Source organism: Trichococcus paludicola, from assembly GCF_003052295.1.
GTDB lineage: Bacteria > Bacillota > Bacilli > Lactobacillales > Aerococcaceae > Trichococcus > Trichococcus paludicola.
Genome location: NZ_QBLC01000001.1, coordinates 382,096 through 408,181, shown reverse-complemented (window position 1 = coordinate 408,181; position 26,086 = coordinate 382,096). Strand labels below are relative to the sequence as shown.

Genomic DNA, 26,086 nt, shown 5'->3' with positions numbered 1-26,086 from the left:
TTTCATTGTAGGTTACGTGAAACCGCATTACAAGCGAAACGCCGGCGACATCAGATGTTGGCAGCGCGCTTTTCATCAATGGCCATTACCAGTTCCTGAAGATCCGCTTCCGAATAGTGGTATTTTTCGCCACAGAAATGGCAGACAACCTCAGCGCCATGATCCTCTTCGATCATTTCCTGCAACTCGGTCTTGCCGATCGAACTCAACCCTTCGCTGAACCGATCTCTGGAACAATCGCAGTGGAAACGCACAGGCATCTTCTCCAACACTTCCACATTTTCTTCGCCCAATATGCGCGTCAAAATCTGTTCAGGCGTTTCACCGTTTTCCATCAATCTGGAAACCAACGGAATGGCTGCGATGTTCTTTTCCACTTTTGTGATGGCTTCATCGCTGGCGTCAGGCATTACTTGGATCATGAAGCCACCAGCAGCTTTGATCGAATCATCGGTGTCCACCAGCACGCTCAAACCGATGGCTGAAGGTATTTGCTCAGAATTTGCCATGTAGTAGGTGAAATCCTCGCCCAATTCACCGCTGACAAGAGAAACTTGGCCTGTAAACGGTTCTTTCATCCCTAAATCTTTTATGACGGTTAAGCTGCCTTCCGTCCCCACAACTGCACGCACATCCAGTTTCCCAGCGTCGTTCAATGCAAGATTGACGTTCGGGTTTGCAATATAGGCTTTGATATCACCCTTGCCGTTCGCATCTGCGAGTATGCGGCCTCCCAAGCCATCACCATTCACGATGACAGTCATTTTTTCCTCATTCTTCAAGCCAGCAGCAGCCAGCAATAACGTTCCTACCATCGTGCGGCCTAATGCTGCAGAAGAAGCGCTCCATGTATCATGCCTTCTTTGGGCCTCCGCAACCGCTGCTGTTGCGTCGATTGCATACGCACGGAATTGTCCTTCATAAGCTAATGCTTTAATTAAATAGTCACTCATGTATAATCCTCCATCACATTCTTAAATTGTTTCTCTATCATTCTACTATAGGTCGGAACGAAAGCAACCATACTTTGCTTACTTACTTTTACAAAGTTGTTGATTGATGACAAAAAGTCCGGGATTTTCATCCCAGACTTTTTGTTAAACGCTATTTTTTTTATTTTTCTTCTGTATCGGTGGCTTCATTTTCCGATTCTTTTTCTGAATTTTTGTCCGCTTCAGTATCTGCAGACGGCAATGAAACTTCAGATGAATCTTCGGGTTCGTCAGCAGCAAGGGCCTGCTCTTCTTCACGAACTTTTTCAGCCTCTTTCTTTTCGAGGGCCCGTTTGGCTTCTTCAAAAGACTGCGCTTTTTCGCTTGGATATTCTTCTGAACTCGAGTCCGCAGGCATTTGGCCGGTTTCGAACAAGCTTCGGATTGTTTTCTCGTCTAATGTTTCCAATTCCAACAATTTTGCAGCGATCAAATTCAGTTGTTCACGGTGTTCTTCGATGATCTGACGCGCTCTGACATGCGCTTCGCTCATCATACGACGGACTTCCGAGTCGATTTGGTAAGCAATATCTTCAGAGTAAGCTTTGGTTTGGCCATAGTCACGTCCGACGAATACTTGATGATTCCCTTCATACTGCACAGTGCCCAACTTCTCACTCATACCGTACTCGGTAACCATGCTTCTGATCAAGCCAGTCGCTTGTTCGAAGTCGTTGCTGGCGCCTGTAGTTTGGACGTTGAAGACAACTTCCTCCGCAACACGTCCACCAAGCAAGCCAACCACTTGTTCCAACAATTCATCCTTCGTCATAAGGAATCGATCCTCTTTCGGAAGCATGATTGCGTATCCTCCAGCGCGACCGCGTGGAACGATCGTAACTTTGTGGACAATGCGCGCATCGCTCAGGACCATACCGACTATTGTATGACCGGCTTCATGGAAAGCAACCATTTCACGTTCACGCTTGCTGATGACACGATCTCTCTTGGCTGGACCGGCAATGACACGGTCATGGGCTTCGTCAACATCAAGTGCATCGATTTTTGTTTTATTCCGTCTTGCCGCGACCAAGGCTGCTTCGTTCAACAGGTTTTCCAGATCTGCTCCAGAGAAGCCAGGTGTCTGTTGCGCGACAACTTTCAGATCGACATTGCTTGCCAACGGTTTATTGCGGGAATGTACTTTCAGTATGGCTTCACGACCTTTTACATCCGGTCTACCCACCAAAATTTGACGGTCAAAACGGCCTGGACGAAGCAACGCCGGATCGAGTACGTCCGAACGGTTGGTAGCAGCAATTACGATGATGCCTTCATTACCGGAAAAACCATCCATCTCAACCAACAATTGGTTCAGTGTCTGTTCGCGTTCATCATGCCCGCCACCCATACCGGCGCCACGTTGACGTCCGACAGCATCGATTTCATCAATGAAGATGATTGCAGGAGCGGCTTTTTTGGCTTGCTCGAACAAATCACGCACACGGCTGGCACCGACACCGACGAACATTTCCACGAATTCCGAACCGGAAATCGAGAAGAAAGGCACACCGGCCTCACCAGCAACAGCTTTAGCCAATAAGGTCTTACCTGTACCTGGAGGTCCTTCCAGCAAAACACCGGCCGGAATTCTTGCGCCAAGTGCAGTGAAACGACGTGGATCCTTCAGGAATTCCACAACTTCAACAAGCTCTTGTTTTTCTTCCTCTGCACCAGCGACGTCAGAAAAACGCACTTTCATGGGTTTTTTGGTGGCATCCTCTGACTTCGTTTTGCCGAAGTTCATGACATTGCGGTTACCGCCCTGTCCTCCTCCAGCTTGTCCCATCATCATGTACATGAAGAAGATGAAGATGACGATCGGCAATACACTGAACAGGATGCTGATCCATGCGCCGGACTGATCTTCCTCCAACGGCACCATCTGTGTATCCGTCGTTTCGGCGATGTCTGTAATCTGTTTCAGAGTTTCATCATTCGGTAAGACCCTGGTTGTGAAATTCTTCGTTGTTGTACTGGTCGTATCATCAAACAACAGTAGATCGCTGGATGAATCAGCAACTTCCAGTTCTTGTTCGGTGCGGTATTCACCGCTGATTTCATAAACGCCTGCACCCGGTTGGATCGTAAAACTATCCACCTCTTCCGAGTTCAAGGCATCCATAAATTCGCTTGCTGAAATTTCTTGGCTCGTTTCTGTCTCCATACCGCCTGTAATCATTGAAACCACGGCAATGATCGCAAGGAAGATCAACACATAAAAGCCGCTGCTTTTAAGAAAATTATTTTTTTTCATTAGAACCTCCTCGTCAGATATCGTTCTTCGCAGACTTTATCTTACGTCTCATCTTTTTTGTTTGTTCAATATACTGGTATCTCACTAATCATATCATATCTGACCAATTTTAACGAATGATTTTACTCATAAACTTCGGTTTTTAAAATCCCGATATAAGGGAGGTTCCGGTACTTTTCATTGAAGTCCAATCCGTATCCGACTACGAACTCGTTCGGGACATTGATCCCAATGTAATCCGCTTCCAAGTCCACGACGCGGCGTTCTTTTTTGTCCATCAAAGTGACCACTTTGATGGATTTCGCTTTACGGTATTTGAAGATTTCGATCAGGTAACTTAACGTTCGTCCGGTGTCGATGATATCTTCCACGATCAACAGGTCGCGTCCGTCCACTGTCGTATCTAAATCTTTCAGAATCTTCACGTCTCCGCTTGATTCCATTCCGGCTCCGTAACTGGAAACGTCCATGAAATCCAACTCCAGATCGCATGCCATCGCACGAGATAAGTCGGTCATGAACATGACGGCACCTTTCAGAACGCCAATCACCAACGGATTTTTCCCTTCATATTCTTTCGTCAATTGCGCGCCCAAGTCTTTGACTACTGCGCTGATTTCTTCTTCACTATATAATACTTCCTTGATATCAGGATGTAACATTTCTTTCACCTCAAAATTTTATTTAATGTAAATCAATCTATAACACGTTTGTTCCTTGTCATTCTCGGACAACCAGACGGACTGGGCATAGCCCGGCACCCATAGAATACGTCCCTCGCCATCAGTGACGATACAGGCTTTTCGTCTTTCTTCATCCGGAATTTTCTTATCCACAAAAAGCCGGCTCACTTTTTTTGTGAATGGCTGATTTTTGTTCAAAACTATCTTGTCGCCCGTATGCCGGGAACGCACCGTAAAAGGCATCCGTGCCAAATCGTCCTTGATTCCAACGACCTGAGCATCCTTCGGCATTTCTTTTGAAAACGCATTATCGCCATGAAATAATCCTATTCTACCATGAGAAGGCAAGGTTACCCATTTATTTAGCTCCAATACTTCAGAAAAATCGGAAAAAGCGATCCTGACGGAATCAGGGGATAAGAAAGTAAGTTTATCATACCTTTTTCTGGCCTGCCACCCTCCTGCCAAAGATATTTGCTTTTGGGGAGATTGGTTTTCGATAAGATCCATGATGGCAGTCAGTTGGCTCCTCCGGAAGTCATATCCTGCCGGTATCATCTGCTCCGTCACAAAATGACTAAGCACGAGCCGTTGCAAGGAAACGTCACACATTTTCCATGCGACCAGATCCAATACCCAGTCCGCTTCAACCTTGGTGAACAATGAACGAAACGACTGGACTACAAGAGGTTGAACGACAGTCAATACATCCTGCAGATCTTCCGAAAAATCGCCGAAATGCTTGGGTGCTTGGTTGTTTTCCGCCTTCAGCAGCGGAATGATGCTGTTCCGGTATCTGTTCCGCGTGAAAGTCAGCTCTGAATTGGTGCTATCTTCCCGATAAGGAATTCCAGCCATTCCGCAAATCTGATAGAGTTCGTCTTTTTGAAACGCCAGCAGCGGGCGGACGAGTTGCCCAGGGCCAAAAGTGCGCGTCATTGAGATTCCGGAGATACCCTTCAGCGTACTCCCCCTCACCAGACGCATCAGAATCGTCTCCAACTGATCATCGGCATGGTGAGCTGTCGCCAAGTGAGTCGCTGACCATTTTTCCATCATATTAGTAAAGAAGGCATAGCGGAATTCTCTTGCTGCCATTTCCAGGTTCGAACTCGGGTGGCTTTTTTCGGACCAGTGTTCCGAAAAAAATGGTATCCCTTTATTTTGACAATAGTCTTGGACCATCCGGAATTCCTCATCTGACTCTTCCCTGAGATGATGATGGACATGCACGACCGCGAACTGCGGTTGCCATTCCGACGGCAGTTGCTGGACAAGCCCCAGCAATGCCATGGAATCCGCACCGCCTGATACAGCCAAAAGCAAACGGCTTTCTTTATCCCAAAGTTGCTGGCGTTCCAGCTCTTTGCATAGACGCAGAATATATTCCTGCATAACATCCCTGCTCTCTTTCCTAGTAAAGCAAAAAAGAGGGTGCGACAATCGGTTTCCCTTTTGCCCATCCTCTAGAAATCACTATTTTCTATCCACGTCTGCCGCCACGGCCGCCACGTTTGCCTTCCGTATTGCGCTTGATGGAAGTCAGACGGTCTTCGCTGTCCTTCAAGAAGCTGCTCATCAACGAGTCAAAGTCGTTTTTAAGACCTTTATCCTGATGGGCTGAGAAATCTTTTCTGCCTTTGGAAAAAGAACCTTCTGGACGAGGAGTTGTACTTTTTTGATAAGGTCTACTTTCTCGTTGGGGTCTGGTAACTTCCCCTGCTGGCTTGTCCACAGCTTTACGGATGGATAGGCCAATCTTCCCATCATCGGCAATGGACATAACCTTTACGATCACTTCATCGCCAACCTTCAAAACATCCTTTATTTCCTTTACAAAAGTATCAGAAATTTCACTAATATGAACTAATCCTGTCTTACCGCTACCTAAATCAATGAATGCACCAAAATTTGTAATCCCTGTAACTTTTCCTGATACTTTATTCCCAACTTCAATTGACATAAAAAAAAAGTTCCTCCTTCATTTTTGCTCAGCTAATTATAACACGGATTTTGCAGAAAAAAATAGAATCTTTACTCATCAATGGATTCATGAATCCGAATCTGCCGCATTCTCTTGTTTCTCGGCCATTTTTGTCTGATTATCTTCAGGCAAACTGAAGATGATTTCACCATCTTTACTCAAATAATATTTACCGCGCGCCAATTTGGCGATGTATTCATCATCCTGCAACAATTTGACTTCATAGGTCAATTGCGTATTTTCGTCCTTAGCCTGCTTTTTCTCTGTTTGGGCCGCAGCAATGGCAGCATCGAGATTACGGATTTCCAGCCAGTTTCCGACTGTTTTCCACAGGCAAGGCAAAATCAGGGCAGCGCCGAAGAAAAAAATCAGGGACAATCTTCTCATATGGGCTTTCTTTTCCCTCTGAAATATACGTTTCTGACTGTGCTGCGCCTTGGTAAAATCATTTTGCATCACGGTAACGTTGTCAGCTGTCGTTTTCTTCGTCTTTTCCTTCACCCCGATCGCCTCCTTGAAAACTTCCACATCCACATTATCTCCGAATAGTTTTACTCATATAAAAGTATAGAAGAAACAGCGCGGATTGTCCATGGCCTTTCGCATCATCAGAAGCGATTTTCTTCCGTTCTGGGTGCAACTGTTTCGCTGATGAGGGTATACATTTCCTGCGCTTCATCCTTTTTGGTCGTTTCCACAATTTTGTCGACGCGCACAACGACGGTTTTGTTCCCGAATTGCAGCGTCATTTCATCTCCGGCTTTGACAGTCGAACTCGATTTTGCTTGCTTGCCGTTGATCAGGATGCGCCCCTTGTCCGCCACTTCTTTGGCTACTGATCTGCGTTTGATCAAGCGGGATACTTTCAAAAATTTATCTAGTCTCATCGGAATTCCCCTTTTCTTTTGCTTTTATTGCTTGCCACATCTTATCGATTTCTTCAATCGTATCAGCCTTCACCCCATCAAAAACATGCGGATGGCGTCTGCGCAATTTTTTGTTCAATGTTTCCAGGATATCTTCCATCGTGAAAAAGCCTTCCCGTTCGCCAAAAGAGGCGTGATAGAAAACTTGGAGCAGAACATCGCCCAACTCTTCGATCAGATTATCGATATCATCGTTCTGGATCGCTTCCGCCACTTCTTCGCATTCTTCCTTCAGATAGGGCAACAGGCTTTCGTGCGTCTGTGATTGCACCCAAACATCTTTTTCTACGATGGCATCCATGTAGGCCTGGGTCAATTCAAAGCTTTTCGTACGTTCATCTGTATCAAGCGGTGGAACATACAAAGAAAGCAAGTTATGCACACCCTCAAGCCTGTCCATCTCGTACAACGGGCACCAAGTCACTTTCTGCATCTTGGTTCCTGCCGCATCGACCAATGCCACTTGGTGCTCATCCGGATATTTTTCCATCAGCTTCAATTTCACATCGCTGGCGACAAATTCATTGAAAACCTGCATGATGATCAGGTGATTGCCTAAGCTCAGCTGGTCCTGGTGGAAGGTCAATCCATCCAACAATTGGAAGCCCTCGATCGGATCGATGGCCACCGCCTGAAAGAAATCGTCGATAAAACTCTTCCCGCCGACGATTTCGACTTCGATCCCCGCCTCGTTCTGCAGCAGGTGCTTGACGGAATCCTCCGCAACCAATGGATGTCCCGGCACGGCATAAATCAGATTTTGCGTTTTTGCTTTTTCCAATAACTGATCTGCGATCTGACGGTATACGTCATCAAAATTGTCCTTCGATTCATATATGTTATCAAAACTTTCAAACTGCACGCCTGCAGACTTCAGATTCTCAACGACCGGGTGCTCCTTGGTCCGCAGATAAACGAATTCAGCTGCCAGCAAGCGACTGTATACGCCATACGGCAGTTGTTCCAAATCACCGGCTCCAAGCCCCATTATTTCAATTTTACCCATATATTTCTCCTTCTGGAAATCTTTCCTATTTTAAGTCGCTCGTTTTATCCGGCAATTTGCGCAGCAGTTTTTTTCCGAACGGAATACTTAGCCACTCCCGCAAAGTAAAGAGCCTCACTTTTAGAATATACCATAAGAATACGCCCACACCAGCACAAACCGTCACTGCAGCTATCACAGAATCCGTCAGCCGGCCTCCATCCGTGAAGAGATGCCTTTCCAGACCAACCCGCAACGCCCCTACCGTAACAAAGAGGACAACGCAGCCAGCCATAAGTTTGAGGAAGAAGCGATCCCTGAACCACACTTCCCGCAAGGCGCGCTCACTGTTCAGCCAAAGCACCAACAGCATAGCAGCCAGACCGGCTATCAAGGCGATGCTTGCCCCCATCGTCCCCAACCGTTCCACCAACAGCAGATTGCCGAAGAACTTGACCGCAAGACCCGCTGCCAGGGCAACCAAGGAAATCTTGTATTGACCCAGACTTTGCAAGATGGAATGATAGGCGGTCATGATAGAAGCCGCAAAAATGGCCAAAATATACACGGACAACACCGTGATGCCTTCCCGGTCCCCGAAGAGCATGTTGTTGACGTTCGGCAGAATCGCCAGTAAACCCGTCACCGCTGCTGCGGAGAAGACACTTGTCATCCGCAGCAAAGACACGGCGGATCGGGTGAATTCGCCTTGGCGACCTTGGGAATGCGCTTGGCTCATCATCGGAATGAAGCTGGCAGAAAACCCGGTTCCCACAACCATGCCCAGTTGCACAAGCGGTTGGCCACGGTCATAGATCCCCTTGACATTTTTTGCCAATTCGCTGGTTGTACCGCCATCCAGCAAGCCGTTGTAAAGCGTAAACGAATCGATGAGCTGGAACAGGACCAGGATAGCGCTGAGCAGGCAAATCGTCGCCCCTTCAGTCGCATAGCGACGGATCAGGCGTCCCCATCGTGCAGCGGGCGCCTCCTGGTTTTCCTGCTGATCATCAAAGATTGGCGAATCATGATTCCGCCTTTCTTTGTAATAAGCAACCAACAGAATCAGGCTGGCCAGCACTGCACCAACAGTCGCGCCGCTCATGGCATTTGCACCCATCGCATAAAGGTCGCCTTTTGTTTTCGTGTACAGATAAGCAGCGAAAAGGATTGCCCCAACCCGCACCAGTTGCTCCGCCACCTGCGAAATCGCAGTCGGCTCCATGCGGTAGTTGCCTTGGAAGTACCCCCGCAACGTCGCCAGTATCGGCATCCACAAAAACATCCAAGATACCGACTGCAAAATAGGTTGCAAGTCAGGATCCCCCATCAGCCTCGCCAGTTGACCGGAAAAGCCATAGATGCCCAGGAAGAGGATGAAGCCGAAAATGCCAAGTATGACCAGGCTGCGCTTCATCATCATCCTGCGGGTCCCGCTGTCCGGCGTTTCCGCAATCATCTTGGAAAGGAATACCGGAAAGCCTGACAACGCGAACGTCATGCCGATGCCATAGATAGGATAAACTTGCTGATAGACATAGAAGCCAGTATTTCCCACCATATTCTGAAAGGGAACGCGGTACACCGCGCTGAGAACTTTGCTGATGAAAGCGGCCAGAGACAGCAACAACGCACCCTTCATCATCTGCTTCAAGCGATTATTTCCCATCTGTCGCTCCCGCTGTTTCTTCTGTTTCGTCTGTTTCGGCAACGCAGGCTTTGACGAATGCATTGAGATGGTTCAGCCATTGGCGGTTCGGTAAGTTCCCGATGACCAGGCTGACGACCAATTTGGCATTATTCAGATTGACCTGCGCCTTCAACGGTATTTTGCTGAGGGCTTCAAACACTGCCGGCCCTTGCAAGCGGACTGTCGCCTCCTGCGAGAAGGTGATGACGACCGTCTCGCCTTGGCGTTTGATCGTTTCAATCTGGCTCTTCTCGGCATAATTTTTGATCAGGCCGACCTCCAACAGATCGGACACTTCTTGCGGATAATCGCCGAAGCGGTCGATCAGATCCCCATTGATTTCATCATGATCTTCCACACCGTCGATGCGTTGGATACGTTTGTAGAAGTCGATTTTCTGGCGCTCATCCTCTATATAATCGGCAGGTATGTACGCGTCGATGCTCAAGTCGATTTCAACGATGGAACGCTTCGTTTTCGCTTTCAGGCCTCGTTTGGCCGCAACTGCCTCTCCCAGCATCTCGGAGTACAGATCGAATCCGACCGAGTCGATGAAGCCGTGTTGCTGCGCACCCAGAAGGTTCCCCGCTCCACGGATCGACAAGTCGCGCATGGCGATTTTGAATCCTGCACCCAGTTCCGTAAATTCCTTGATGGACTGCAGTCTTTTCTCGCTGACTTCGGTCAGCATTTTATTCGGCTGATACATCAAATAAGCGTAGGCAATCCGATTCGTCCTACCGACACGTCCGCGCAGTTGGTAGAGCTGCGATAATCCCATCTGATCGGCATTTTCTATGAAGAGAGTGTTGACGTTCGGGATATCCACACCCGTCTCGATGATGGTAGTGGTGACAAGCACATCGTAGCGACCTTCGATAAAATCCATGATGACATTCTCGAGCTGGACTTCGGTCATCTGGCCATGCGCCACTGCGACACGGACATCAGGGACGAGCTCGCGGATCTCTTCGGCTTTCTTCTCGATTGTTTCCACCCGATTATAGAGATAGAAGGCTTGACCTCCGCGGGCCATTTCCCTTTCGATCGCATCCCGTACGGCCCCGTTATTTTGTTCCATGACATACGTCTGAACAGGATAGCGGTTTGCCGGCGGTGTTTCGATGACAGAGAGATCCCTGACCCCCAGCATCGACATATGCAAGGTACGCGGGATCGGCGTTGCGGTCAACGTCAAGACATCCACCGAGGCTTTCATCTGTTTTAAACGTTCTTTGTGCTTCACACCGAAACGTTGCTCTTCATCGACCACCAACAATCCCAAGTCAGCAAACGTAACGTCCTTCGATAAGATCCGATGCGTGCCGATGACGATATCGACCGTGCCTTTCCGGATGCCCGCCAATGTTTCCTCTTGCTGTTTTTTCGTGCGGAAACGGCTCAACAAACCGATCTCAAATGGGTACTCTTCAAACCGTTGCGTCAACGATTCATAATGCTGTTGCGCCAAGATGGTCGTAGGGACAAGAAATGCTGCTTGCTTTCCTTCCTGCACCGCCTTGAAGATGGCACGCATTGCCACTTCCGTTTTGCCGTATCCGACATCACCGACCAGCAAGCGATCCATCGGTTTGATGTTCTCCATGTCCGCCTTGATTTCAGCGGCACTGCGCAGCTGATCGTCGGTTTCGGTATAAGGGAAGGCATTTTCGAATTCGAGCTGCTCCGGCGTATCAGGTTGATAGGCATATCCCTTTTCAGATTCCCTGTTGGCGTAAAGTTCGATCAATTCATCGGCGATATCTTCGATTTTCGAGGCGACTTTCTTTTTCGTTTTCGCCCATTCCGTTCCGCCCAACTTGTGCATTTTAGGCGTTTTGGCATCGGAAGACACATATTTTTGAATCAAATGGATTTGTGTTACAGGAATGAATAATTTAGCGCCTTCCTGGTATGCGATCGACATGTAATCTTGGTGGACGCCGCCAACTTCGATGGTTTCCATGCCTGTGTAGAGGCCAATCCCGTGATTCACATGGACAACATAGTCACCAGGATTCAGTTCTGTATAGCTCTTTAATCTCTCCGCATTTGTCATTTTTTGGCGGCGTGGTTGCTTCTTCGTGACTTTGTTGAAAAGTTCTTTTTCAGTGACGAACACGACTTTTTCCTGCGGCAATTCAAAACCGTTCGCCATTCCGCCGACAAGGATGTTCACCTTATTCTCGATAAAAGGTTCCTTGCTTTTGATGTAGCTATGGATGCCGAAATCCGCGAATATCCGCTGCACCTTTTCAGCACGTTCCAGGGAAGGGACCATGACGAATACCGTCATATGCTGCTTGAGCCAACGCTCCATTTCCAACTTGACTTGCGGCATCTGACTGAAGAAGTTGTTCAGCGTGCGGTATTGGAAAGGATAAACTCCGTGGAACCGCATATTTCCGAAGCCTCTGTGGAACAGCGCATAATAGATGCGGTGCTGTTTGGATTTTTTGATCACTTCGCGGATATCGGCGCTGAAATCCTGCGAAGGCAGGCACACGCCTTCCGACACTTTGGCCATTTTCCATTCCGAAGATTCACTTTCGATTGTCCTTTCCACCTCAAGGATGCGGCTGTAATCGTCCACGATCAGCAGCGCGTCTTCGGCGATATAGTCCAAAACCGTAGGCTGTTCCGGATAGACCAAACTCGTGTACAGTTGCGGATCCCTGGATAGTTCGCCGCGCTTCATATTGTCCGTCAGCTCGGAGAATACGCGTTCCAGGCTTTCTTTTACTTCTTGATTTTTTATGGCTTTGATGGCCTTTTCAGCCTTTTTCTCTACCGCGCTGGCCTGCTTGGCTATCTCCTCTTTCGTGAAGATCGTGTCATGCGCCGGCAAAATTCGGACGGTTTCGATGGATGCGCTGGACTTTTGAGTATAGGCATCAAAGTAGCGCAATGTATCGATTTCGGTATCGAACAGTTCCATTCGCAAGGGGTTCTCCTCGTTCAGGGCATAGATGTCGATGATGCCTCCGCGGATGCTGAACTCGCCCGGGCTGGCAACCATCCGTTCACGGGTATAGCCCATTGCGACCAATTTTTCAGGCAGGCTGTCCAGATCCAACTCCATGCCGATGGTAAAATCAAGGCAATGCGCTTCCCAAATTGAAGCCGGAGAGAGGATTTTTTTAAATCCGGCAGCCGGGATCACGACGATCCCTTTTTTGCCGTTCTTCAGAAAATCCAATGTTTCGACCCTTTGACTGCGGTATTCAGGTGATGAAAAAGCCAGTTCCGCCGCGACCGATTCCTCCACAGGGAAGATATGGATGGGGACATCCGGCGCCATTTGACTGATGTCCTCATATACTTGCGTCGCTTGGAGCAGATTGGGGGTCAAGACGATGACCGGCTTCTGCAATTCTTCAAACAGGATATTCGTCAACAGGTTGCGGCCTGATCCGGAAAGCCCAGCCACCAATTGCGGTAATTCTGAATTGATTTCAGATAACACTGTCTGTATATTTTTCGTATTCTTCAAATATTTTTCTATTTCTTTCATGAATATTCTCCTCGTTCATGGTATGTTCTGCAGAAAAACGGTTATCGCTTTCATCTTGATTCACCTATGCAGGCTGTGCGGCAGACACAAAAGAGGTCCAGCTAAAGCTGAACCTAACCTTTTTTATTGAATTGATTCATTGTCTCCAAAAAATTATTCCCTTTGATGAAATGGTCGATAGCATCCACACTTTCTTTTACGGAATGCAACATTTCGGCGTGGTCATCCTTCGGAAAAGGGCTCAGCACATGCTGAATGACCGTCATACTATGTTGGGGCCTTCCGACTCCGATGCGGATCCGGTTGAAATCCTGTGTCCCTAAGTGCTGTATCAAACTTTTGATGCCATTATGTCCGCCAGCTCCACCTTTTTGGCGAAGCCTTATTTTGCCTACCGGCATATCCATGTCATCGTACACGACAACCAGATTTTCGATCGGGATGCTGTAGTAGTCCATCAATGGTCTTACCGCTCTTCCCGAATCATTCATGAAAGTCAGCGGTTTGACGAATAAAACTTTTTCACCATTTATGGTCGTTTCTATATACAACGCTTCAAATTTATTTTTATTGTATTTCTCTTTATTCTGAAAAGCCCATTCATCCAATGCAATAAAGCCGACATTGTGCTTCGTGTCGGTATACTTAGGACCTGGGTTTCCTAATCCAACGATCATTTTCATTTATATTCCCCTATTGTTTCCAGTCATAGTTATGTTCGCAAGAGGAGAAGCGCATGCTTTCCTTCTCTTTTACGCCAAAAAAGGCCGCACGGATGTCATCCGCACAGTTTGCTTTTGAATAGTATACCACATTCATCGGATAATCGTAAGAAATCGAATTGGGGCCCGCTAAAATTATTGTGAACAAAATCGCAATTGCCCATTGAAAACAGCAGTGTTTTATTTTATAATATATTTATATAATATTTCACAGGTTGTTCACTGTCTATCACTTTCGCGCAATCATCGCTGGTTCTGAAAATCTTTGCCGAGTGGGATAGGCCCAAAGAGTAATCACCTCTGTTTAGTGTTATAATAGAATCAGCAAATAGCGAGAGGAGCATTATAATGGCAGAATTGAGTGGAAATACAGGACAAAAAATTATTTTAGTCGGTGACGGCGCTGTAGGGTCAAGTTATGCGTTTGCATTGGTTACACAAAATATTGGTCATGAGTTGGGTATCATTGATATCAACAAAGCGAAAACAGAGGGAGACGCCATCGATCTTTCCCATGCTCTAGCTTATACCTCACCCAAAAAAATCTATGCAGCATCATACGCAGATTGCCACGACGCTGATATCGTTGTATTAACTGCAGGAGCTGCTCAAAAACCTGGTGAAACACGTCTCGATCTAGTAAGCAAGAACTTGCGTATCTTCAAGTCAATCATCGGAGAAATCATGGCTAGCGGTTTCGACGGCATTTTCTTGGTAGCATCCAATCCAGTGGATGTCCTCACTTATGCAACTTGGAAATTCTCAGGACTTCCTGCTAACCGCGTCATCGGTTCCGGTACTTCTCTGGACAGCGCTCGCTTCCGCCAAAGCATCGCTGCGCTTGTAGGTGTTGATACACGTAATGTTCATGCCTATATCTTAGGGGAACACGGCGACACCGAATTCCCTGTCTGGTCCCACGCTAACGTTGGTGGCCTGCAGATTTATGAATGGGTGAAACAAACTTCCGCTGTCGATGAAAAAGCTTTAGTCGATGTCTTCTTCAAAGTGCGCGATGCTGCATATGAAATCATCGAGAAAAAAGGAGCGACTTTCTACGGTATCGCTGTAGCTTTAGCCCGTATCACAAAAGCGATTCTGAATGACGAAAATGCGATCATGCCTTTATCCGTCTATCTGGATGGAGAATACAACCACAAAGATATCTTTATCGGCGTGCCGGCAGTCATCAACCGTACCGGTATCCGCAACATCATAGAAATTCCTTTATCTGATGCAGAACAGGAAAAAATGGATCTGTCCGCTAACACATTGAAAAAAGTGTTGAAAGAAGGATTCGCCAGCCTGGAAGCAGACGCAAAATAATCGTATCCGATTTCAAACACCCGTCAGCCCATTTTGGGGACGACGGGTGTTTTTTTGTTTTGGTTTGTTACGGGTTTTGGTATTGTGGTTTGGGGGCTTGGGGGCTCGAAAACATGAATTCTTTTGAGTTATTCATCTTTTCCGGCCTCCCTATGACACACTAGCCCGCGCAACGCCCCATTCATGCCGAACCACAGCCCTCGCCCAAACAAAAAAGCCCTCCAAGGGAGGACCTTTTTTCAAGCATCAGATTCTTATTCGATGATTACAAATTTTTCTTGGAACAATGGGCTTACTGAGCGATTTTCGTGGATACGTTTGATTGCTTCGGCAATCAATTGTGATACGGATACCACTACAATCTTATCGCTGACTTTGTCAGCAGGGATATTAATCGAATCAGTAACGATCAATTCTTTGATTACGGAGTTGTTAATGCGGTCCATGGCTGGACCTGACAATACAGCATGTGTGCAGCAAGCATAGACATCCAATGCGCCGGCATCTTGCAATGCTTGGGCAGCCAATGTGATTGTGCCTGCAGTATCGATCATGTCGTCAATCAAGATACATTTTTTGCCTTCGACATTACCGATGATGTTCATGACTTCGGCAACATTCGCTTTCGGTCTTCTCTTGTCGATGATGGCAATTGGCGCTTTGATGAATTCAGCCAGTTTGCGGGCTCTTGTCACGCCACCGTGATCAGGCGAAACAACTACCACGTCATCACGCAAGACTTCATGATCCAAGAAGTAGCTTGCCAATAACGGAGCTCCCAACAAATGATCAACCGGGATATCGAAGAAACCTTGGATTTGAGGAGCATGCATATCAAGTGTCAACAGTCTGTCAGCACCGGCATTGGTGATCATGTTCGCCACCAATTTCGCTGTGATCGGCTCACGTGATTGTGCTTTGCGGTCTTGGCGTGCATAGCCATAATAAGGCAATACGATATTGATCGTTTTGGCACTTGCGCGCTTCAAAGCATCAATCATGATCAAAAGTTCCATCAAGTGGTCGTTTACCGGAGAACTTGTCGATTGGATGACGTAAACGTGGCAACCGCGGATACTTTCGTCGATGTTGATTTTGATTTCACCGTCGCTGAATTGAGATGAAGAAAGGGTCCCTAACTCCACACCAACGTCAGCCGCAATTTTCTCAGCCAAAGGGCGATTTGAACTTAAGGAAAAAATCTTAAGTTTTGGATCTTTGTAATGTTCTGTCATGATAATCCTCCGTTAATCTTTTGTTTTTACCAAATTAAACACATACTGATATTATATTTTCAAAATCATTCTACCATACATGTATAAGGTTTTGCTTTATTTTTTGGCTGGCGGTAATTTTTCCCAATAGCCGGGTTTGTTCTCCTGGCGGCTGCGGGCGATGCCCATCGCGCCTTCAGGTACATCTTTTGTGATGGTCGAACCTGCAGCCAGGAATGTATTGGCCTCGACGTTGACAGGCGCCACAATGTTCACGTTGCAGCCGATGAACGTATTGTCACCAATGCTGGAACGGTGTTTGTGTTTGCCATCATAATTCACGAATACAGTACCACAACCGACGTTGATGTTTTTACCGAGATCCGCATCTCCCACATAAGTCAAGTGTCCGACTTTTGTGTCCTCATTCAATACCGCATTCTTCACTTCCACAAAATTTCCGATGTGGACGCGTTTTCCGATGTGGCTGTTCGGTCTCAAGTGGCTGAACGGGCCGATGTTGCTGTCCGATTCCATCACAGAGTCCTCAAGATTTGAACTTCTGATCTGGACACGGTCACCAATTGTTGTATTGCTCAGTTCTGAGCCTGATCCAATGAAACAATCTTCACCGATGATTGTTTTCCCTTTCAGGAACACGTTTGGTTCAATGACTGTATCGCTTCCGATGATCACATCAGATTCGATGTAAGTACTATCCGGGTCGATCAAGGTAACGCCATTGCGCATGTGCTTTTCATTGATGCGTCTCTTCATGTATACGGAAGCTTCCGACAACGCCACACGATCATTCACACCCAAAGCTTCTCCCATGTCGCTCATCTGATAAGCCGTCACGATTTCGCCTTGGTTCTTCAGGATTTCGATGACATCCGGTAAGTAGTACTCACCTTGCGCGTTGTTGTTGCCTACTGATTGCAGCGCGGCAAACAAGAACTTGTTATCGAAAGCATACGTACCGGTATTGATTTCATGCACCTGCACTTCTTCCGGAGAAGCGTCTTTTTGTTCCACAATTTTTTCTACATTATCTGACGCATTTCTGATGATACGGCCATAGCCTGTTGGATCAGCAGCATGCGCTGTCAGGATAGTTGCTTTCGCTTTTTTCTCTTCATGGTATTGCAGCAAGGATTCCAACGTGTCTGCAGTCAGGAGCGGCGTATCTCCGCAGATGACCAACGTAGTGCCCTCTTCGTTCTCCAGCACAGCTTGCGCTTGCAGGACAGCGTGACCTGTTCCCAATTGTTGCGCCTGCAATACATATTCCGAACGATTACCCAAGCATCCTTTAACAGTATCCGCACCGTGCCCTACAATTGTCACTACCTTCTCAATTCCAGCAGCCTCTACTTGATCCACGACGTGCTCTACCATTGGTTTTCCGCAAACTGCATGTAGTACTTTATAAAGCTTACTTTTCATGCGCGTTCCTTGACCAGCGGCAAGTATGATTGCAAAACGATTAGCCATAAGCAACTCCTATCTTTTCATTTTATTCCTTCAACTAAATTATCTTAGCCTAAAAACGTGCATTTTTCAATATGATGTCGTGCATAAATACAGACTTCTTTTCATTTTCTAATGGAAATACGAAGAATACGGATACATTGTTTCTTATTGACCGGTATTTTGGATATACTTGTAGACAGAAAGACACATCGAAAGGATTGATTTCAATGATAAAACCGACCGCATCATTTTGGATACACGAACTGTTGCTTCAGCCACATGCGGAAGGCGGCTATTTTCGTGAAACCGGCCATTCCCCCGAACTGATCGTTACCGAGGATCGGAGGGAACGCTATCTCTACAGCAATATCCTCTTCTTGCTGACTGCAGACAACCCTTCCCATTTTCACCGATTGAAATCCGATGAGGCTTGGTATTTCCATGAAGGCAGCCCGTTGACGATCCACCTGTTGCATCCCGACGGCCGCTACGAGGCGGTGAAAATGGGTCGCCATCCCGAAAAAGGCGAACTTTTCCAATTTACGGTTCCGAAAGGGGTCATCTTCGGGAGCAGTATCGAAGGACCATCAGGAGACTACGCGCTCGTGAGCTGCATGGTTTCCCCAGGATTCGATTACCGTGATTTTGAACTGCTGCCTCATGATGCGTTGCTGAAAGTCTATCCGGCTTGCAGCAACATTCTAGAAAAACTGGCCTACAAAAAACTTCCAGCGGATTCTTTCAGGAATGAACAAGTCTGAACTACCCCAACCCCTCTTAGGGATTCGTACTTTTTTCTTGCCAACACACCAAAGAGCCGGCCCCTAAACTTGCGTTTAGGGGCCAACTCTTTTTTCATGCTTAGGATCAATCGGTGCGTGAATCGAAATAATTGCCCAAGCCCACGCTGATGGAATGATCTTTCAGGTCGATATTGTTTACGCGGATCAGTGACGTATAATCGAACACTTCACGCTTGGAATTGTAGCCAGCTTCAGCGAATACCGTCACGCCGACTGTCTCCGATTCGAATTCGGAAATCATGCTGCGCATACCGTTGATGGTGCCGCCGCCTTTCAGGAAATCATCGACGATGAGAACTTTTGAACCGCGCGGCAAACTGCGCTTGGACAGTTCCATTTTTTCAACACGATCGGATGAACCTGAAACGTAATTGATACTCACTGTGGAGCCTTCGGTAATTTTCGAATCACGGCGCACGATGACGAACGGCACGTTTAGATAAGTGGCGACTGCTTGCGCGATCGGAACTCCCTTAGTGGCGACAGTCATGACTGCATCGACTTTTTTGTCGACGTATTGAGCCGCGATAACACGGCCGATTTTCTGCAGGATTTCCGGATTGCCGAGCATGTCGGAAAGATAAACGTATCCCCCTGGCAGCAGACGATCTTTACTGTTCATGATTTCGCACATTTCTTCTATAATTTCGCGGGCATTTTCTTTGGTGATTGTCGGAATATATTTCACGCCGCCTGCTGCACCCGGAAGCGTTTCGACAATCCCTGTTCCCCGATCTTCAAATGTTTTCTTGATGATGGATAAGTCTTCACTGATGGATGATTTCGCTGATTCATAACGTTTAGCGAAATAGGTCAATGAAATCAACCGATGTGGTCTTTCTAGTAAGTAACGGGTCATATCGACCAACCGTTCACTGCGCTTTATTTTCAATCCAAATCTCTCCTCATATTGCGTTCTTTTCCCTATTATATAGTTGATTTCTGAAAAATGGAAGCTTTTAATTGGTGATCGTTCGTTTTTAATCGAATTTCAGCAAAAAAAACAAGAGCAATGTTCCGCTCTTGTCCATATATCTTATTGTTAAGATTCTACTTCTTTTCGGCGATGACCTTATAGATGCTCGTCAAAATGAACATGGCCACGAAAACCAATGTGATAGTGGCTCCGGGAGGCGTCCCGTACTGATAGGATGCGAACAGTCCACCGTACATTCCCGTCAAACCGATGCCTATCCCAAGCAGGATGACACCGTTGAAGGTATGCACCAACCTCATCGAGATAGCTGCCGGCAGAATCATGATTGAAGAAACCAACAGCGACCCGGTAATCGGCATCACCACACTGATGGCGACCCCTGTGATGACAGAAACCAACAGCGACATCATTCGGACCGGCAAGCCTGCTGTATGAGCCGTGTCCTCATCAAAGGTCAACACATATAACGGTTTACGGAAAATAAGATACAACAGCACAACAATGACTGCCAAAGCCAACAAAATAAGGATCTGCTCGTCATTTATCGTGATGATCGATCCGAACAGATACTGTTCAACACTGGCGTTCTGCTTCCCGGAAACGAAGCTCATCAGCACCAATGCTACCGCCATCCCCGTAGCCATCAGAATCGCGATGGATATTTCCGAATAGCCTTTGAAGATGACGCGCAAATATTCGATTCCGATTGCTGCCAAAATGACGATTGCTAATGTGGTGAGCGTCGGATTAATGTTAAGAAGCATACCTAAAGCAACTCCGGCCAGGGAAACATGCGACAGCGTGTCCGCCATCAATGATTGACGGCGCAAAATCAGCAGCAGCCCCAAAATGGGTGCCATGATTGCGATTAATGTTGATGCTTGGAAGGCTCTTTGCATAAATCCATAGAGAAACATCTCCACGGCGAATCCTCCTTTCTGACCAACTGAATATGGGTATCCATGAACTCTTTGATATCTTCGTGCTCATGCGTAACCATGATGATTGCTTTGTTGTGGACTTGTGAATTGTGTTTCAGCAAGCGATAGAATCGCTCGCGTGATTCCTTGTCCATTCCGGTTGTCGGCTCATCGAGCACAAACAAGTCCGGATCGGTTGCAAAAATGCGGGCCAAAGCGATGCGTTGTTTTTGGCCACCGGAAAGTTCACCGATTTTTTTGTTGCGCATTTCCCACATGCCCACTGATTCTAAGGCTTTTTTTACATGGGTATTATCTTCTTCATCCAATTTTTTGAACCATTTGCCTTTTTGGTACCTGCCCGACTCCACAAACTCAAGTACCCTACTCGGAAAGCCGATATTGAACGACGAAATTTGCTGCGGTGCATAACCGATCGTAAGCTTTTCCCCACGATGGTTCACCTTCGAAATCGTCGCGCTGCCCTCACGGGGATTCAATAGTCCCAGGATGCTCTTCAATAAAGTGGATTTCGCCGCGCCGTTTTCGCCTGTAAGGATGACGAATTCCCCTTCGTGCACTTGGAATGTGATATCCTGAAGGACAGGTTCATCATCGTAATAGAACGACAGATGCTGTACATCGATATAGTCCACTTGAATTCCCCTCTTCTCTTATTGGATCACTTTTTTCAAAGCTGTCAAATTTTCTTCCATCACACTCAGGTAATCTTTACCCGCTTCCTGGTCTTCATCGGTTATCCCTTCAAGCGGGCTCAACACTTCCAGAGAGGCACCTGTTGCTTCAGCCAAGGTTTGCGCTGTTTTTGAGGATGCACTGTCCGAGTAATAAACGGTAGTGATTTGATTATCGATCATAAATTGCTGTAGTTCAGCCAGTTTGGCAGGATTCGGTTCCGCATCGGATGACACGTCGGAGACCGCCACTTCAGTCAGTTCGTAGCGACGGGCGATATAGCCAAACGCAGCGTGCTGGACGACGAATGTGCGGTTTTCGGCAGCCTCAAAGGCAGTCTGATAAGCCGCATCCAGTTCCGCCAATTTTTCGTTAAAGGCAGTTGCATTTGCTTCGTAACTCTCTTTATTGGCTTCATCCGCTTCAAGGACTCCGGTCAAAATGGCGTTGACTTCCTCTTGTGCATACACCGGGTCCAACCAGACATGTGGATCGACGCTGTGGGCAGTTTCGCCTTCTTCATCACTGTGCTCTTCTTCGGCAGCCGCAGCCTCTTCCAATTCAAAAAGCGCGATATTCTCGGCAGCTTCGACGACGATCACATCGCTCGATTCAATGGATTTCAGCACACTGGGTACCCACGTTTCCATTTCATCGCTGTTGTAGACGAACACATCAGCGTCAGCGATGGCCGCGATATCCTGCGGGGTCGGCTCATAGCCATGCGATTCTTGTCCGGCATCCAACAAAACGGAAACTTCACCATTGTCGCCCACCACATTTTTCGCAAAGTCGTACATCGGATAGAAGGTTGTGACAACCTTTATCCCATCCTCGGAAACGGCCGATTCATTGCTTCCGCTCGTTCCGCAACCAACCAGAACAAGGGCTGCTGCAGACAAAATGCCTGTCAGTTTCAATCTATTTAGCATAATTTATTATTCCTCCAAAACGTAATGATTACTGTTTAAGTCCCGATAGACACTTTATCACAATTGGATGCAACGCGTCAACCATTCCGCTTCCATTTCACAAGCAAAAACCGCAAACCCTTCAGAGGGGTTCACGGTTTTCTGTTCAATCTTCATTCAGCAGCCGGACCATGTATACTTCTTCGCAGAATCCGCGCAGACTGTTGTAGGCTCTTTTGATGCGCGAGGTGTTTCTGCTGAACCCGATGATGGTGGGGCCGCTGCCGCTCATCGTCACGCCGTCAAGGCCGTACTTCTCCATCCGGTCCTTCAATTGGCGCAGTTCCGGATGCTTATTGAAGGTCACTTGTTCCAAAGCATTGCCTACGTTCTGGCACATCCGCTCGTAGTCACCCTCCTCGATGGCTTGCGCTACGATGCGGGAAGTCGGCTTGTGCTGTAGTTGCTCGACATCCAGCAGTCGGAAAATGGTTTTCGTCGAGACGCTCAGGCGCGGTTTCGCCAAAATCACCCAACAGGATGGCATCGGCCGCAGTTTGCGGACGATTTCCCCTCGGCCTGATACGAAGGCTGTGCCGCCCACTATGCTATAGGGAACATCCGAGCCAACTTGGTTGCCGATCACAATCAGCTCCTCAACTGAAAGTTGCAGGTCCCAGATCTTGTTCAGCGCACGCAAAGCTGCAGCGGCATCTGTGCTGCCGCCACCCAATCCGGCAGCTACAGGGATTTTCTTGTCGATTTCGATTTTGATTCCCTTCTTTATCCCACAACGGTCTTTGAGGAGCTTCACTGCTTGATAGACATGATTCCGCGTATCCACTGGCAAAAACACTTTGTTCGTGTAGATTCTGATTTCATCTTTTTCGAGAGGAGTAAACGTAAGATGGTCCGCGAGGTCGACTGAAGCCATCACCATTTCGAGTTCATGATAAAGGTCATCCCGCTTATACAATACATCTAACGCCAAATTTATTTTTGCCGGTGCACGTTCAATCCATTCCATCGCTCCACGCTCCTCTCCACTGTTCTTATACTTACAATACTAGCTTAAGCGTGCTGTTTTTAAAAGAAATATATGTCAATAAACAAGAATTAGTTTCCGAATGAGCATTCTCGCCTGCATCAGCGATTTTTCCATAAAAAAAAACAGACATTTCGATGTCTGTTTGATTTATTTGGAATAAGTTCTTACATAATTTAAGCGTACAGGCATTTTTCTTCATCGTAAAATAAGATCTCTACAGCTTCGGTTAAAACATCTGCATAACTGTATGATACACGTTCAAATGCATTTTCGTTTTGGTCTAGATCAACCACAAATACAGCATGATACGTTTCCCGTAAAATACCTTTTCGTTCTGTCTTGCGTTTGCGTCCTGCTTGCGCAGTCAGCATAACTTTCTGCCCTAAGTGACATTCCAGTTGTTCCTTAATCTGACTCAAATTATCCGGCATTCTGTTTCACCTCACTGAGTCACAGTATAACACAGATAAATTTAATTTACAAGTATATCACAGAGGACGTATGCACGCAACTATGAAACGATTAAATTTTTAAAGAAATCTTATCAACTTTTTTTACCTATTTTTAGTAAAACTGCTGATCGGAAAATTGCAGCTTGAAGGCATCACCTTCCCATCGCAACGGGATCCGGAAGGTGATGCCTCCGTACCGATCGTGCCTCAAGATGCGAAAATATCAGGTCATCTTTTGATAGTTTATTGAACGTCCAAATATTTGACCAAGGCATTCGCCAAGTCCGCAAATTGTTCGATGCTCAGGGCTTCTCCCCGTTTTGAAGGCTCGATGCCGGCTTCTTCAAGTCCGGCTGTCAAAGCTGCCTTGACCTCATCCGTTTTGCCGTAGCGGGATTGCAGATTGTTCCAGAGTGTTTTTCTGCGTTGATTGAACCCGGCGCGCACCAAATCAAAGAAGAACGCCTCATCCGTAACCTTGACTTTAGGTTCCGCTCTGCGCTGCAGCTTCAGAATTGCCGAATCGACATTCGGTTGCGGCACAAAAACGGTTTTCGGAACGATGAAGGCAATCTCGGCTTCAGTATAGTAGTCGATCGCAATCGTCAATGAACCAAATGCTTTCGTTCCAGGTTTGGCTGTCATACGCTGCGCGACCTCTTTTTGCATCATCATCACAAACGTGTCGATCGGCAAATCAGTCTCTATGAAATTCATGATGATCGGCGTCGTGATATAGTAAGGCAGATTCGCTGCCACCACTAATCGTTCGGCCGGTTCAAAATGCTCTTCGATGACTTGCGGAACATTTGCTTCCAGAATATCCTGAAAAATAATTTCGATATTATCGTATTCCGCAAGTTCCGTCTTCAGGATCGGCGCCAAGCGTCTGTCCACCTCAAACGCCACTACTTTTTTGGCTTCTCTGGCAAGTCGTTCCGTCAAGGCTCCGATACCGGGCCCGATCTCGATGACATTGGTGTTTTCATCTATGCCCGCTGCAGCAACCATCTTCGTCAATATATTCGGGTCCACCAAAAAGTTTTGGCCCAAGCTTTTCTTCATGGTCAAATGGTATTTTTTTAAGATGGCGTTCGTTCTGCTCGGTGTTGCTATATCCTTATGGTATTCTAATCCGCTCATTTATTTTCCTCCTCCTGCCGCAAAGCGGTCAGGCTATCCTTTTCATCCAGTTCTTTCAAAATGGTCGTCATCGCTGCGTTAACAGCTTCTTTTTCCAATTGGAACATACGCAGGCGTTTCAACAACTGTTTCCCGTTCGTATGGCCAATCCCAAGCGCATCCCCCAGCAACTCCCGGTAACGGCCTGAGTCAGCGTGTCCGACCAGGTGCCATTCATCCAGGAATTTCCTGTCGATGTCGCTCGTTTCTGCTTGCCTTTGCGTGTAGATGTTCTTCAGCGCTTCCCTGATGATTTCCGGAGAAGCATGCTCGATTCCAAGGCTTCCGCCTTTCGGGGATTGCGCATCATCCTTGCGCAAGAACGCATGCTTGACACCAGGGATCCGTTCCACAATTGTTGCCCGGATCTTCCCACCCGGATAATCCGGATCGGTGAAGACGATGACGCCGCGTGTCGCTTGCGCGTGGGCAATCAGCTGCAAGGTTTCTTCGTTGATTGCCGATCCGTTCGTTTCGATCGTATCAGCCTCAACCGCCAGCTTGATCCGTCTCGTATCGTCTTTCCCCTCAACCACTATGATCTCTTCTATTTTCATCTGTCATCCAACCCAAACAATGTATTTGCGTTCTTGGTTGTCTGCAGCGCGATCTGTTCGAATGTCTGGCCGCGTATTTCAGCAATCTTTTCGGCTACATAGCGTACATAGGCCGGCTCATTTCGCTTTCCGCGGAAAGGAACGGGAGCCAGGTAAGGCGCATCGGTTTCGACCAAAAGTCTCTCGATTGGCACAGCTTTGGCCACTTCATGGACTTCCGTCGCCTTTTTGAAGGTGACGACGCCGCTGATTGAAATGTGCATGCCCAAATCCAAAAACTTCTTCATGTAGTCCACGTCACCGCTGAAGCTGTGCATGATGCCGCCTATGTCGCGCACATCCTCTTCCTTCAAAATGCGGTACGTGTCTTCGATGGCATCACGCATATGGATGCTGATCGGCAGTTCCAATTCTTTCGCGATCGCGATTTGCCTTCTGAACACTTTCGCTTGGACATCGTGCGGCGCAGTGTCCCAGTGATAGTCCAGGCCCATTTCGCCCATGGCAACAACTTTTTTCTCTTCAAGCAAGACCATCAGGCTGTCTTCCACTGCCGCAGTATAGGTCGCTGCTTCAGTGGGGTGCCAGCCGATGATGCTGTAGATTTCGGGATATTTTGCGCTCAATTCGAGCGATTTTTTTATTGTGTCCGCATCGAATCCCACGACCGCAAATCTTCCGACACCGGCTTCATGGGCCCTTTCGATGGCCGCGTCCGCATCATCCGCAAAAGCGTCCACATTCAGATGCGTGTGTGTATCAAATAATAGTTTATCCATAGATTCCTTTCCGGTTCCTGCGGGAAGGCCGTTGC

Annotated in this window: 24 protein-coding genes; 2 read left to right on the top strand and 22 right to left on the bottom strand. The window is 47.2% G+C overall.

From position 1 onward, the window contains the following. Positions 1-50: 50 nt before the first annotated feature. From hslO to pth, 11 genes are all read right to left on the bottom strand, one after another. Positions 51-953: an Hsp33 family molecular chaperone HslO gene (hslO, locus tag C7R56_RS01815; protein ID WP_107994916.1), complete on the bottom strand. Its 903-nt coding sequence runs from the start codon at positions 951-953 to the stop codon at positions 51-53. Between the two features lie 160 nt (positions 954-1,113). Continuing rightward, positions 1,114-3,249 carry an ATP-dependent zinc metalloprotease FtsH gene (gene ftsH, locus C7R56_RS01810; protein WP_107994915.1) on the bottom strand — a complete coding sequence of 712 codons (2,136 nt, stop codon included), beginning with the start codon at positions 3,247-3,249 and terminating at the stop codon, positions 1,114-1,116. Between the two features lie 122 nt (positions 3,250-3,371). Further along, positions 3,372-3,911: a hypoxanthine phosphoribosyltransferase gene (gene hpt / locus C7R56_RS01805; RefSeq protein ID WP_107994914.1), complete on the bottom strand. Its 540-nt coding sequence runs from the start codon at positions 3,909-3,911 to the stop codon at positions 3,372-3,374. A gap of 18 nt (positions 3,912-3,929) precedes the next feature. Beyond that, positions 3,930-5,327: a tRNA lysidine(34) synthetase TilS gene (tilS, locus tag C7R56_RS01800; protein ID WP_107994913.1), complete on the bottom strand. Its 1,398-nt coding sequence runs from the start codon at positions 5,325-5,327 to the stop codon at positions 3,930-3,932. 88 nt (positions 5,328-5,415) lie between these two features. Continuing rightward, complete coding sequence (locus C7R56_RS01795; protein WP_086987310.1) at positions 5,416-5,895, bottom strand: S1 domain-containing RNA-binding protein; 480 nt, start codon at positions 5,893-5,895, stop codon at positions 5,416-5,418. A gap of 87 nt (positions 5,896-5,982) precedes the next feature. Further along, positions 5,983-6,417 (bottom strand): FtsB family cell division protein, encoded by a 435-nt coding sequence (locus C7R56_RS01790; RefSeq protein ID WP_199902959.1) that lies wholly within the window; start codon positions 6,415-6,417, stop codon positions 5,983-5,985. 107 nt (positions 6,418-6,524) lie between these two features. After that, entirely contained in the window at positions 6,525-6,803 is a 279-nt protein-coding gene (locus C7R56_RS01785; RefSeq protein ID WP_086942198.1) for an RNA-binding S4 domain-containing protein, read from the bottom strand. Beyond that, on the bottom strand, positions 6,790-7,848 hold the full coding sequence (locus tag C7R56_RS01780) for a MazG nucleotide pyrophosphohydrolase domain-containing protein (RefSeq protein WP_107994912.1): 1,059 nt from the start codon (positions 7,846-7,848) through the stop codon (positions 6,790-6,792). The genes C7R56_RS01785 and C7R56_RS01780 overlap by 14 nt, the downstream gene beginning before the upstream one ends. A gap of 25 nt (positions 7,849-7,873) precedes the next feature. Then, positions 7,874-9,496: a putative polysaccharide biosynthesis protein gene (locus C7R56_RS01775; RefSeq protein ID WP_107994911.1), complete on the bottom strand. Its 1,623-nt coding sequence runs from the start codon at positions 9,494-9,496 to the stop codon at positions 7,874-7,876. Next, positions 9,486-13,031, bottom strand: a complete 3,546-nt coding sequence (gene mfd, locus C7R56_RS01770; protein WP_107994910.1) for a transcription-repair coupling factor — start codon at positions 13,029-13,031, stop codon at positions 9,486-9,488. The genes C7R56_RS01775 and mfd overlap by 11 nt, the downstream gene beginning before the upstream one ends. Before the next feature lie 113 nt (positions 13,032-13,144). Continuing rightward, on the bottom strand, positions 13,145-13,714 hold the full coding sequence (gene pth, locus C7R56_RS01765) for an aminoacyl-tRNA hydrolase (protein ID WP_107994909.1): 570 nt from the start codon (positions 13,712-13,714) through the stop codon (positions 13,145-13,147). 387 nt (positions 13,715-14,101) lie between these two features. Here pth and C7R56_RS01760 point away from each other — a divergent pair, with 387 nt between their 5' ends. Continuing rightward, positions 14,102-15,079: an L-lactate dehydrogenase gene (locus C7R56_RS01760; RefSeq protein ID WP_107994908.1), complete on the top strand. Its 978-nt coding sequence runs from the start codon at positions 14,102-14,104 to the stop codon at positions 15,077-15,079. A gap of 254 nt (positions 15,080-15,333) precedes the next feature. Here C7R56_RS01760 and C7R56_RS01755 read toward each other — a convergent pair whose 3' ends face one another. Then, positions 15,334-16,314: a ribose-phosphate diphosphokinase gene (locus C7R56_RS01755; protein ID WP_107994907.1), complete on the bottom strand. Its 981-nt coding sequence runs from the start codon at positions 16,312-16,314 to the stop codon at positions 15,334-15,336. A 96-nt stretch (positions 16,315-16,410) separates the two neighbouring features. After that, positions 16,411-17,787 (bottom strand): bifunctional UDP-N-acetylglucosamine diphosphorylase/glucosamine-1-phosphate N-acetyltransferase GlmU, encoded by a 1,377-nt coding sequence (gene glmU / locus C7R56_RS01750; RefSeq protein ID WP_107994906.1) that lies wholly within the window; start codon positions 17,785-17,787, stop codon positions 16,411-16,413. Positions 17,788-17,993: 206 nt separating this feature from the next. On the opposite strand from glmU, the gene C7R56_RS01745 reads away from it, so the two are divergent. Continuing rightward, complete coding sequence (locus C7R56_RS01745; RefSeq protein WP_107994905.1) at positions 17,994-18,527, top strand: cupin domain-containing protein; 534 nt, start codon at positions 17,994-17,996, stop codon at positions 18,525-18,527. 106 nt (positions 18,528-18,633) lie between these two features. On the opposite strand, the gene purR is transcribed toward C7R56_RS01745, so the two are convergent. The 9 genes from purR to C7R56_RS01700 form a co-directional block, all read right to left on the bottom strand. Continuing rightward, a complete protein-coding gene (gene purR / locus C7R56_RS01740; protein ID WP_107994904.1) occupies positions 18,634-19,461 on the bottom strand; it encodes a pur operon repressor in 828 nt (275 codons plus the stop codon). A 158-nt stretch (positions 19,462-19,619) separates the two neighbouring features. Beyond that, positions 19,620-20,429: a metal ABC transporter permease gene (locus C7R56_RS01735; RefSeq protein ID WP_107994903.1), complete on the bottom strand. Its 810-nt coding sequence runs from the start codon at positions 20,427-20,429 to the stop codon at positions 19,620-19,622. Then, positions 20,375-21,082 carry a metal ABC transporter ATP-binding protein gene (locus C7R56_RS01730; protein WP_107994902.1) on the bottom strand — a complete coding sequence of 236 codons (708 nt, stop codon included), beginning with the start codon at positions 21,080-21,082 and terminating at the stop codon, positions 20,375-20,377. Before C7R56_RS01730 ends, C7R56_RS01735 begins: the two co-directional genes overlap by 55 nt. Positions 21,083-21,100: 18 nt before the next feature. Next, entirely contained in the window at positions 21,101-22,054 is a 954-nt protein-coding gene (locus C7R56_RS01725) for a metal ABC transporter solute-binding protein, Zn/Mn family (protein WP_107994901.1), read from the bottom strand. A 145-nt stretch (positions 22,055-22,199) separates the two neighbouring features. Beyond that, complete coding sequence (ispE, locus tag C7R56_RS01720; protein ID WP_107994900.1) at positions 22,200-23,060, bottom strand: 4-(cytidine 5'-diphospho)-2-C-methyl-D-erythritol kinase; 861 nt, start codon at positions 23,058-23,060, stop codon at positions 22,200-22,202. A 194-nt stretch (positions 23,061-23,254) separates the two neighbouring features. Further along, complete coding sequence (locus C7R56_RS01715) at positions 23,255-23,512, bottom strand: Veg family protein (protein ID WP_086987295.1); 258 nt, start codon at positions 23,510-23,512, stop codon at positions 23,255-23,257. Positions 23,513-23,776: 264 nt separating this feature from the next. Continuing rightward, on the bottom strand, positions 23,777-24,676 hold the full coding sequence (rsmA, locus tag C7R56_RS01710; protein WP_107994899.1) for a 16S rRNA (adenine(1518)-N(6)/adenine(1519)-N(6))-dimethyltransferase RsmA: 900 nt from the start codon (positions 24,674-24,676) through the stop codon (positions 23,777-23,779). Next, complete coding sequence (gene rnmV, locus C7R56_RS01705) at positions 24,673-25,272, bottom strand: ribonuclease M5 (protein ID WP_107994898.1); 600 nt, start codon at positions 25,270-25,272, stop codon at positions 24,673-24,675. Before rnmV ends, rsmA begins: the two co-directional genes overlap by 4 nt. Continuing rightward, positions 25,269-26,051: a TatD family hydrolase gene (locus C7R56_RS01700; RefSeq protein WP_107994897.1), complete on the bottom strand. Its 783-nt coding sequence runs from the start codon at positions 26,049-26,051 to the stop codon at positions 25,269-25,271. The genes rnmV and C7R56_RS01700 overlap by 4 nt, the downstream gene beginning before the upstream one ends. Positions 26,052-26,086: the final 35 nt, after the last annotated feature.

Coding starts and splice junctions, on each gene's coding strand:
- hslO (WP_107994916.1), bottom strand. CDS start 953: ATGAGTGACTATTTAATTAAAGCATTAGCTTATGAAGGACAATTCCGT.
- ftsH (WP_107994915.1), bottom strand. CDS start 3,249: ATGAAAAAAAATAATTTTCTTAAAAGCAGCGGCTTTTATGTGTTGATC.
- hpt (WP_107994914.1), bottom strand. CDS start 3,911: ATGTTACATCCTGATATCAAGGAAGTATTATATAGTGAAGAAGAAATC.
- tilS (WP_107994913.1), bottom strand. CDS start 5,327: ATGCAGGAATATATTCTGCGTCTATGCAAAGAGCTGGAACGCCAGCAA.
- C7R56_RS01795 (WP_086987310.1), bottom strand. CDS start 5,895: ATGTCAATTGAAGTTGGGAATAAAGTATCAGGAAAAGTTACAGGGATT.
- C7R56_RS01785 (WP_086942198.1), bottom strand. CDS start 6,803: ATGAGACTAGATAAATTTTTGAAAGTATCCCGCTTGATCAAACGCAGA.
- C7R56_RS01780 (WP_107994912.1), bottom strand. CDS start 7,848: ATGGGTAAAATTGAAATAATGGGGCTTGGAGCCGGTGATTTGGAACAA.
- C7R56_RS01775 (WP_107994911.1), bottom strand. CDS start 9,496: ATGGGAAATAATCGCTTGAAGCAGATGATGAAGGGTGCGTTGTTGCTG.
- mfd (WP_107994910.1), bottom strand. CDS start 13,031: ATGAAAGAAATAGAAAAATATTTGAAGAATACGAAAAATATACAGACA.
- pth (WP_107994909.1), bottom strand. CDS start 13,714: ATGAAAATGATCGTTGGATTAGGAAACCCAGGTCCTAAGTATACCGAC.
- C7R56_RS01760 (WP_107994908.1), top strand. CDS start 14,102: ATGGCAGAATTGAGTGGAAATACAGGACAAAAAATTATTTTAGTCGGT.
- C7R56_RS01755 (WP_107994907.1), bottom strand. CDS start 16,314: ATGACAGAACATTACAAAGATCCAAAACTTAAGATTTTTTCCTTAAGT.
- glmU (WP_107994906.1), bottom strand. CDS start 17,787: ATGGCTAATCGTTTTGCAATCATACTTGCCGCTGGTCAAGGAACGCGC.
- C7R56_RS01745 (WP_107994905.1), top strand. CDS start 17,994: ATGATAAAACCGACCGCATCATTTTGGATACACGAACTGTTGCTTCAG.
- C7R56_RS01725 (WP_107994901.1), bottom strand. CDS start 22,054: ATGCTAAATAGATTGAAACTGACAGGCATTTTGTCTGCAGCAGCCCTT.
- ispE (WP_107994900.1), bottom strand. CDS start 23,060: ATGGAATGGATTGAACGTGCACCGGCAAAAATAAATTTGGCGTTAGAT.
- C7R56_RS01715 (WP_086987295.1), bottom strand. CDS start 23,512: ATGCCGGATAATTTGAGTCAGATTAAGGAACAACTGGAATGTCACTTA.
- rsmA (WP_107994899.1), bottom strand. CDS start 24,676: ATGAGCGGATTAGAATACCATAAGGATATAGCAACACCGAGCAGAACG.
- rnmV (WP_107994898.1), bottom strand. CDS start 25,272: ATGAAAATAGAAGAGATCATAGTGGTTGAGGGGAAAGACGATACGAGA.
- C7R56_RS01700 (WP_107994897.1), bottom strand. CDS start 26,051: ATGGATAAACTATTATTTGATACACACACGCATCTGAATGTGGACGCT.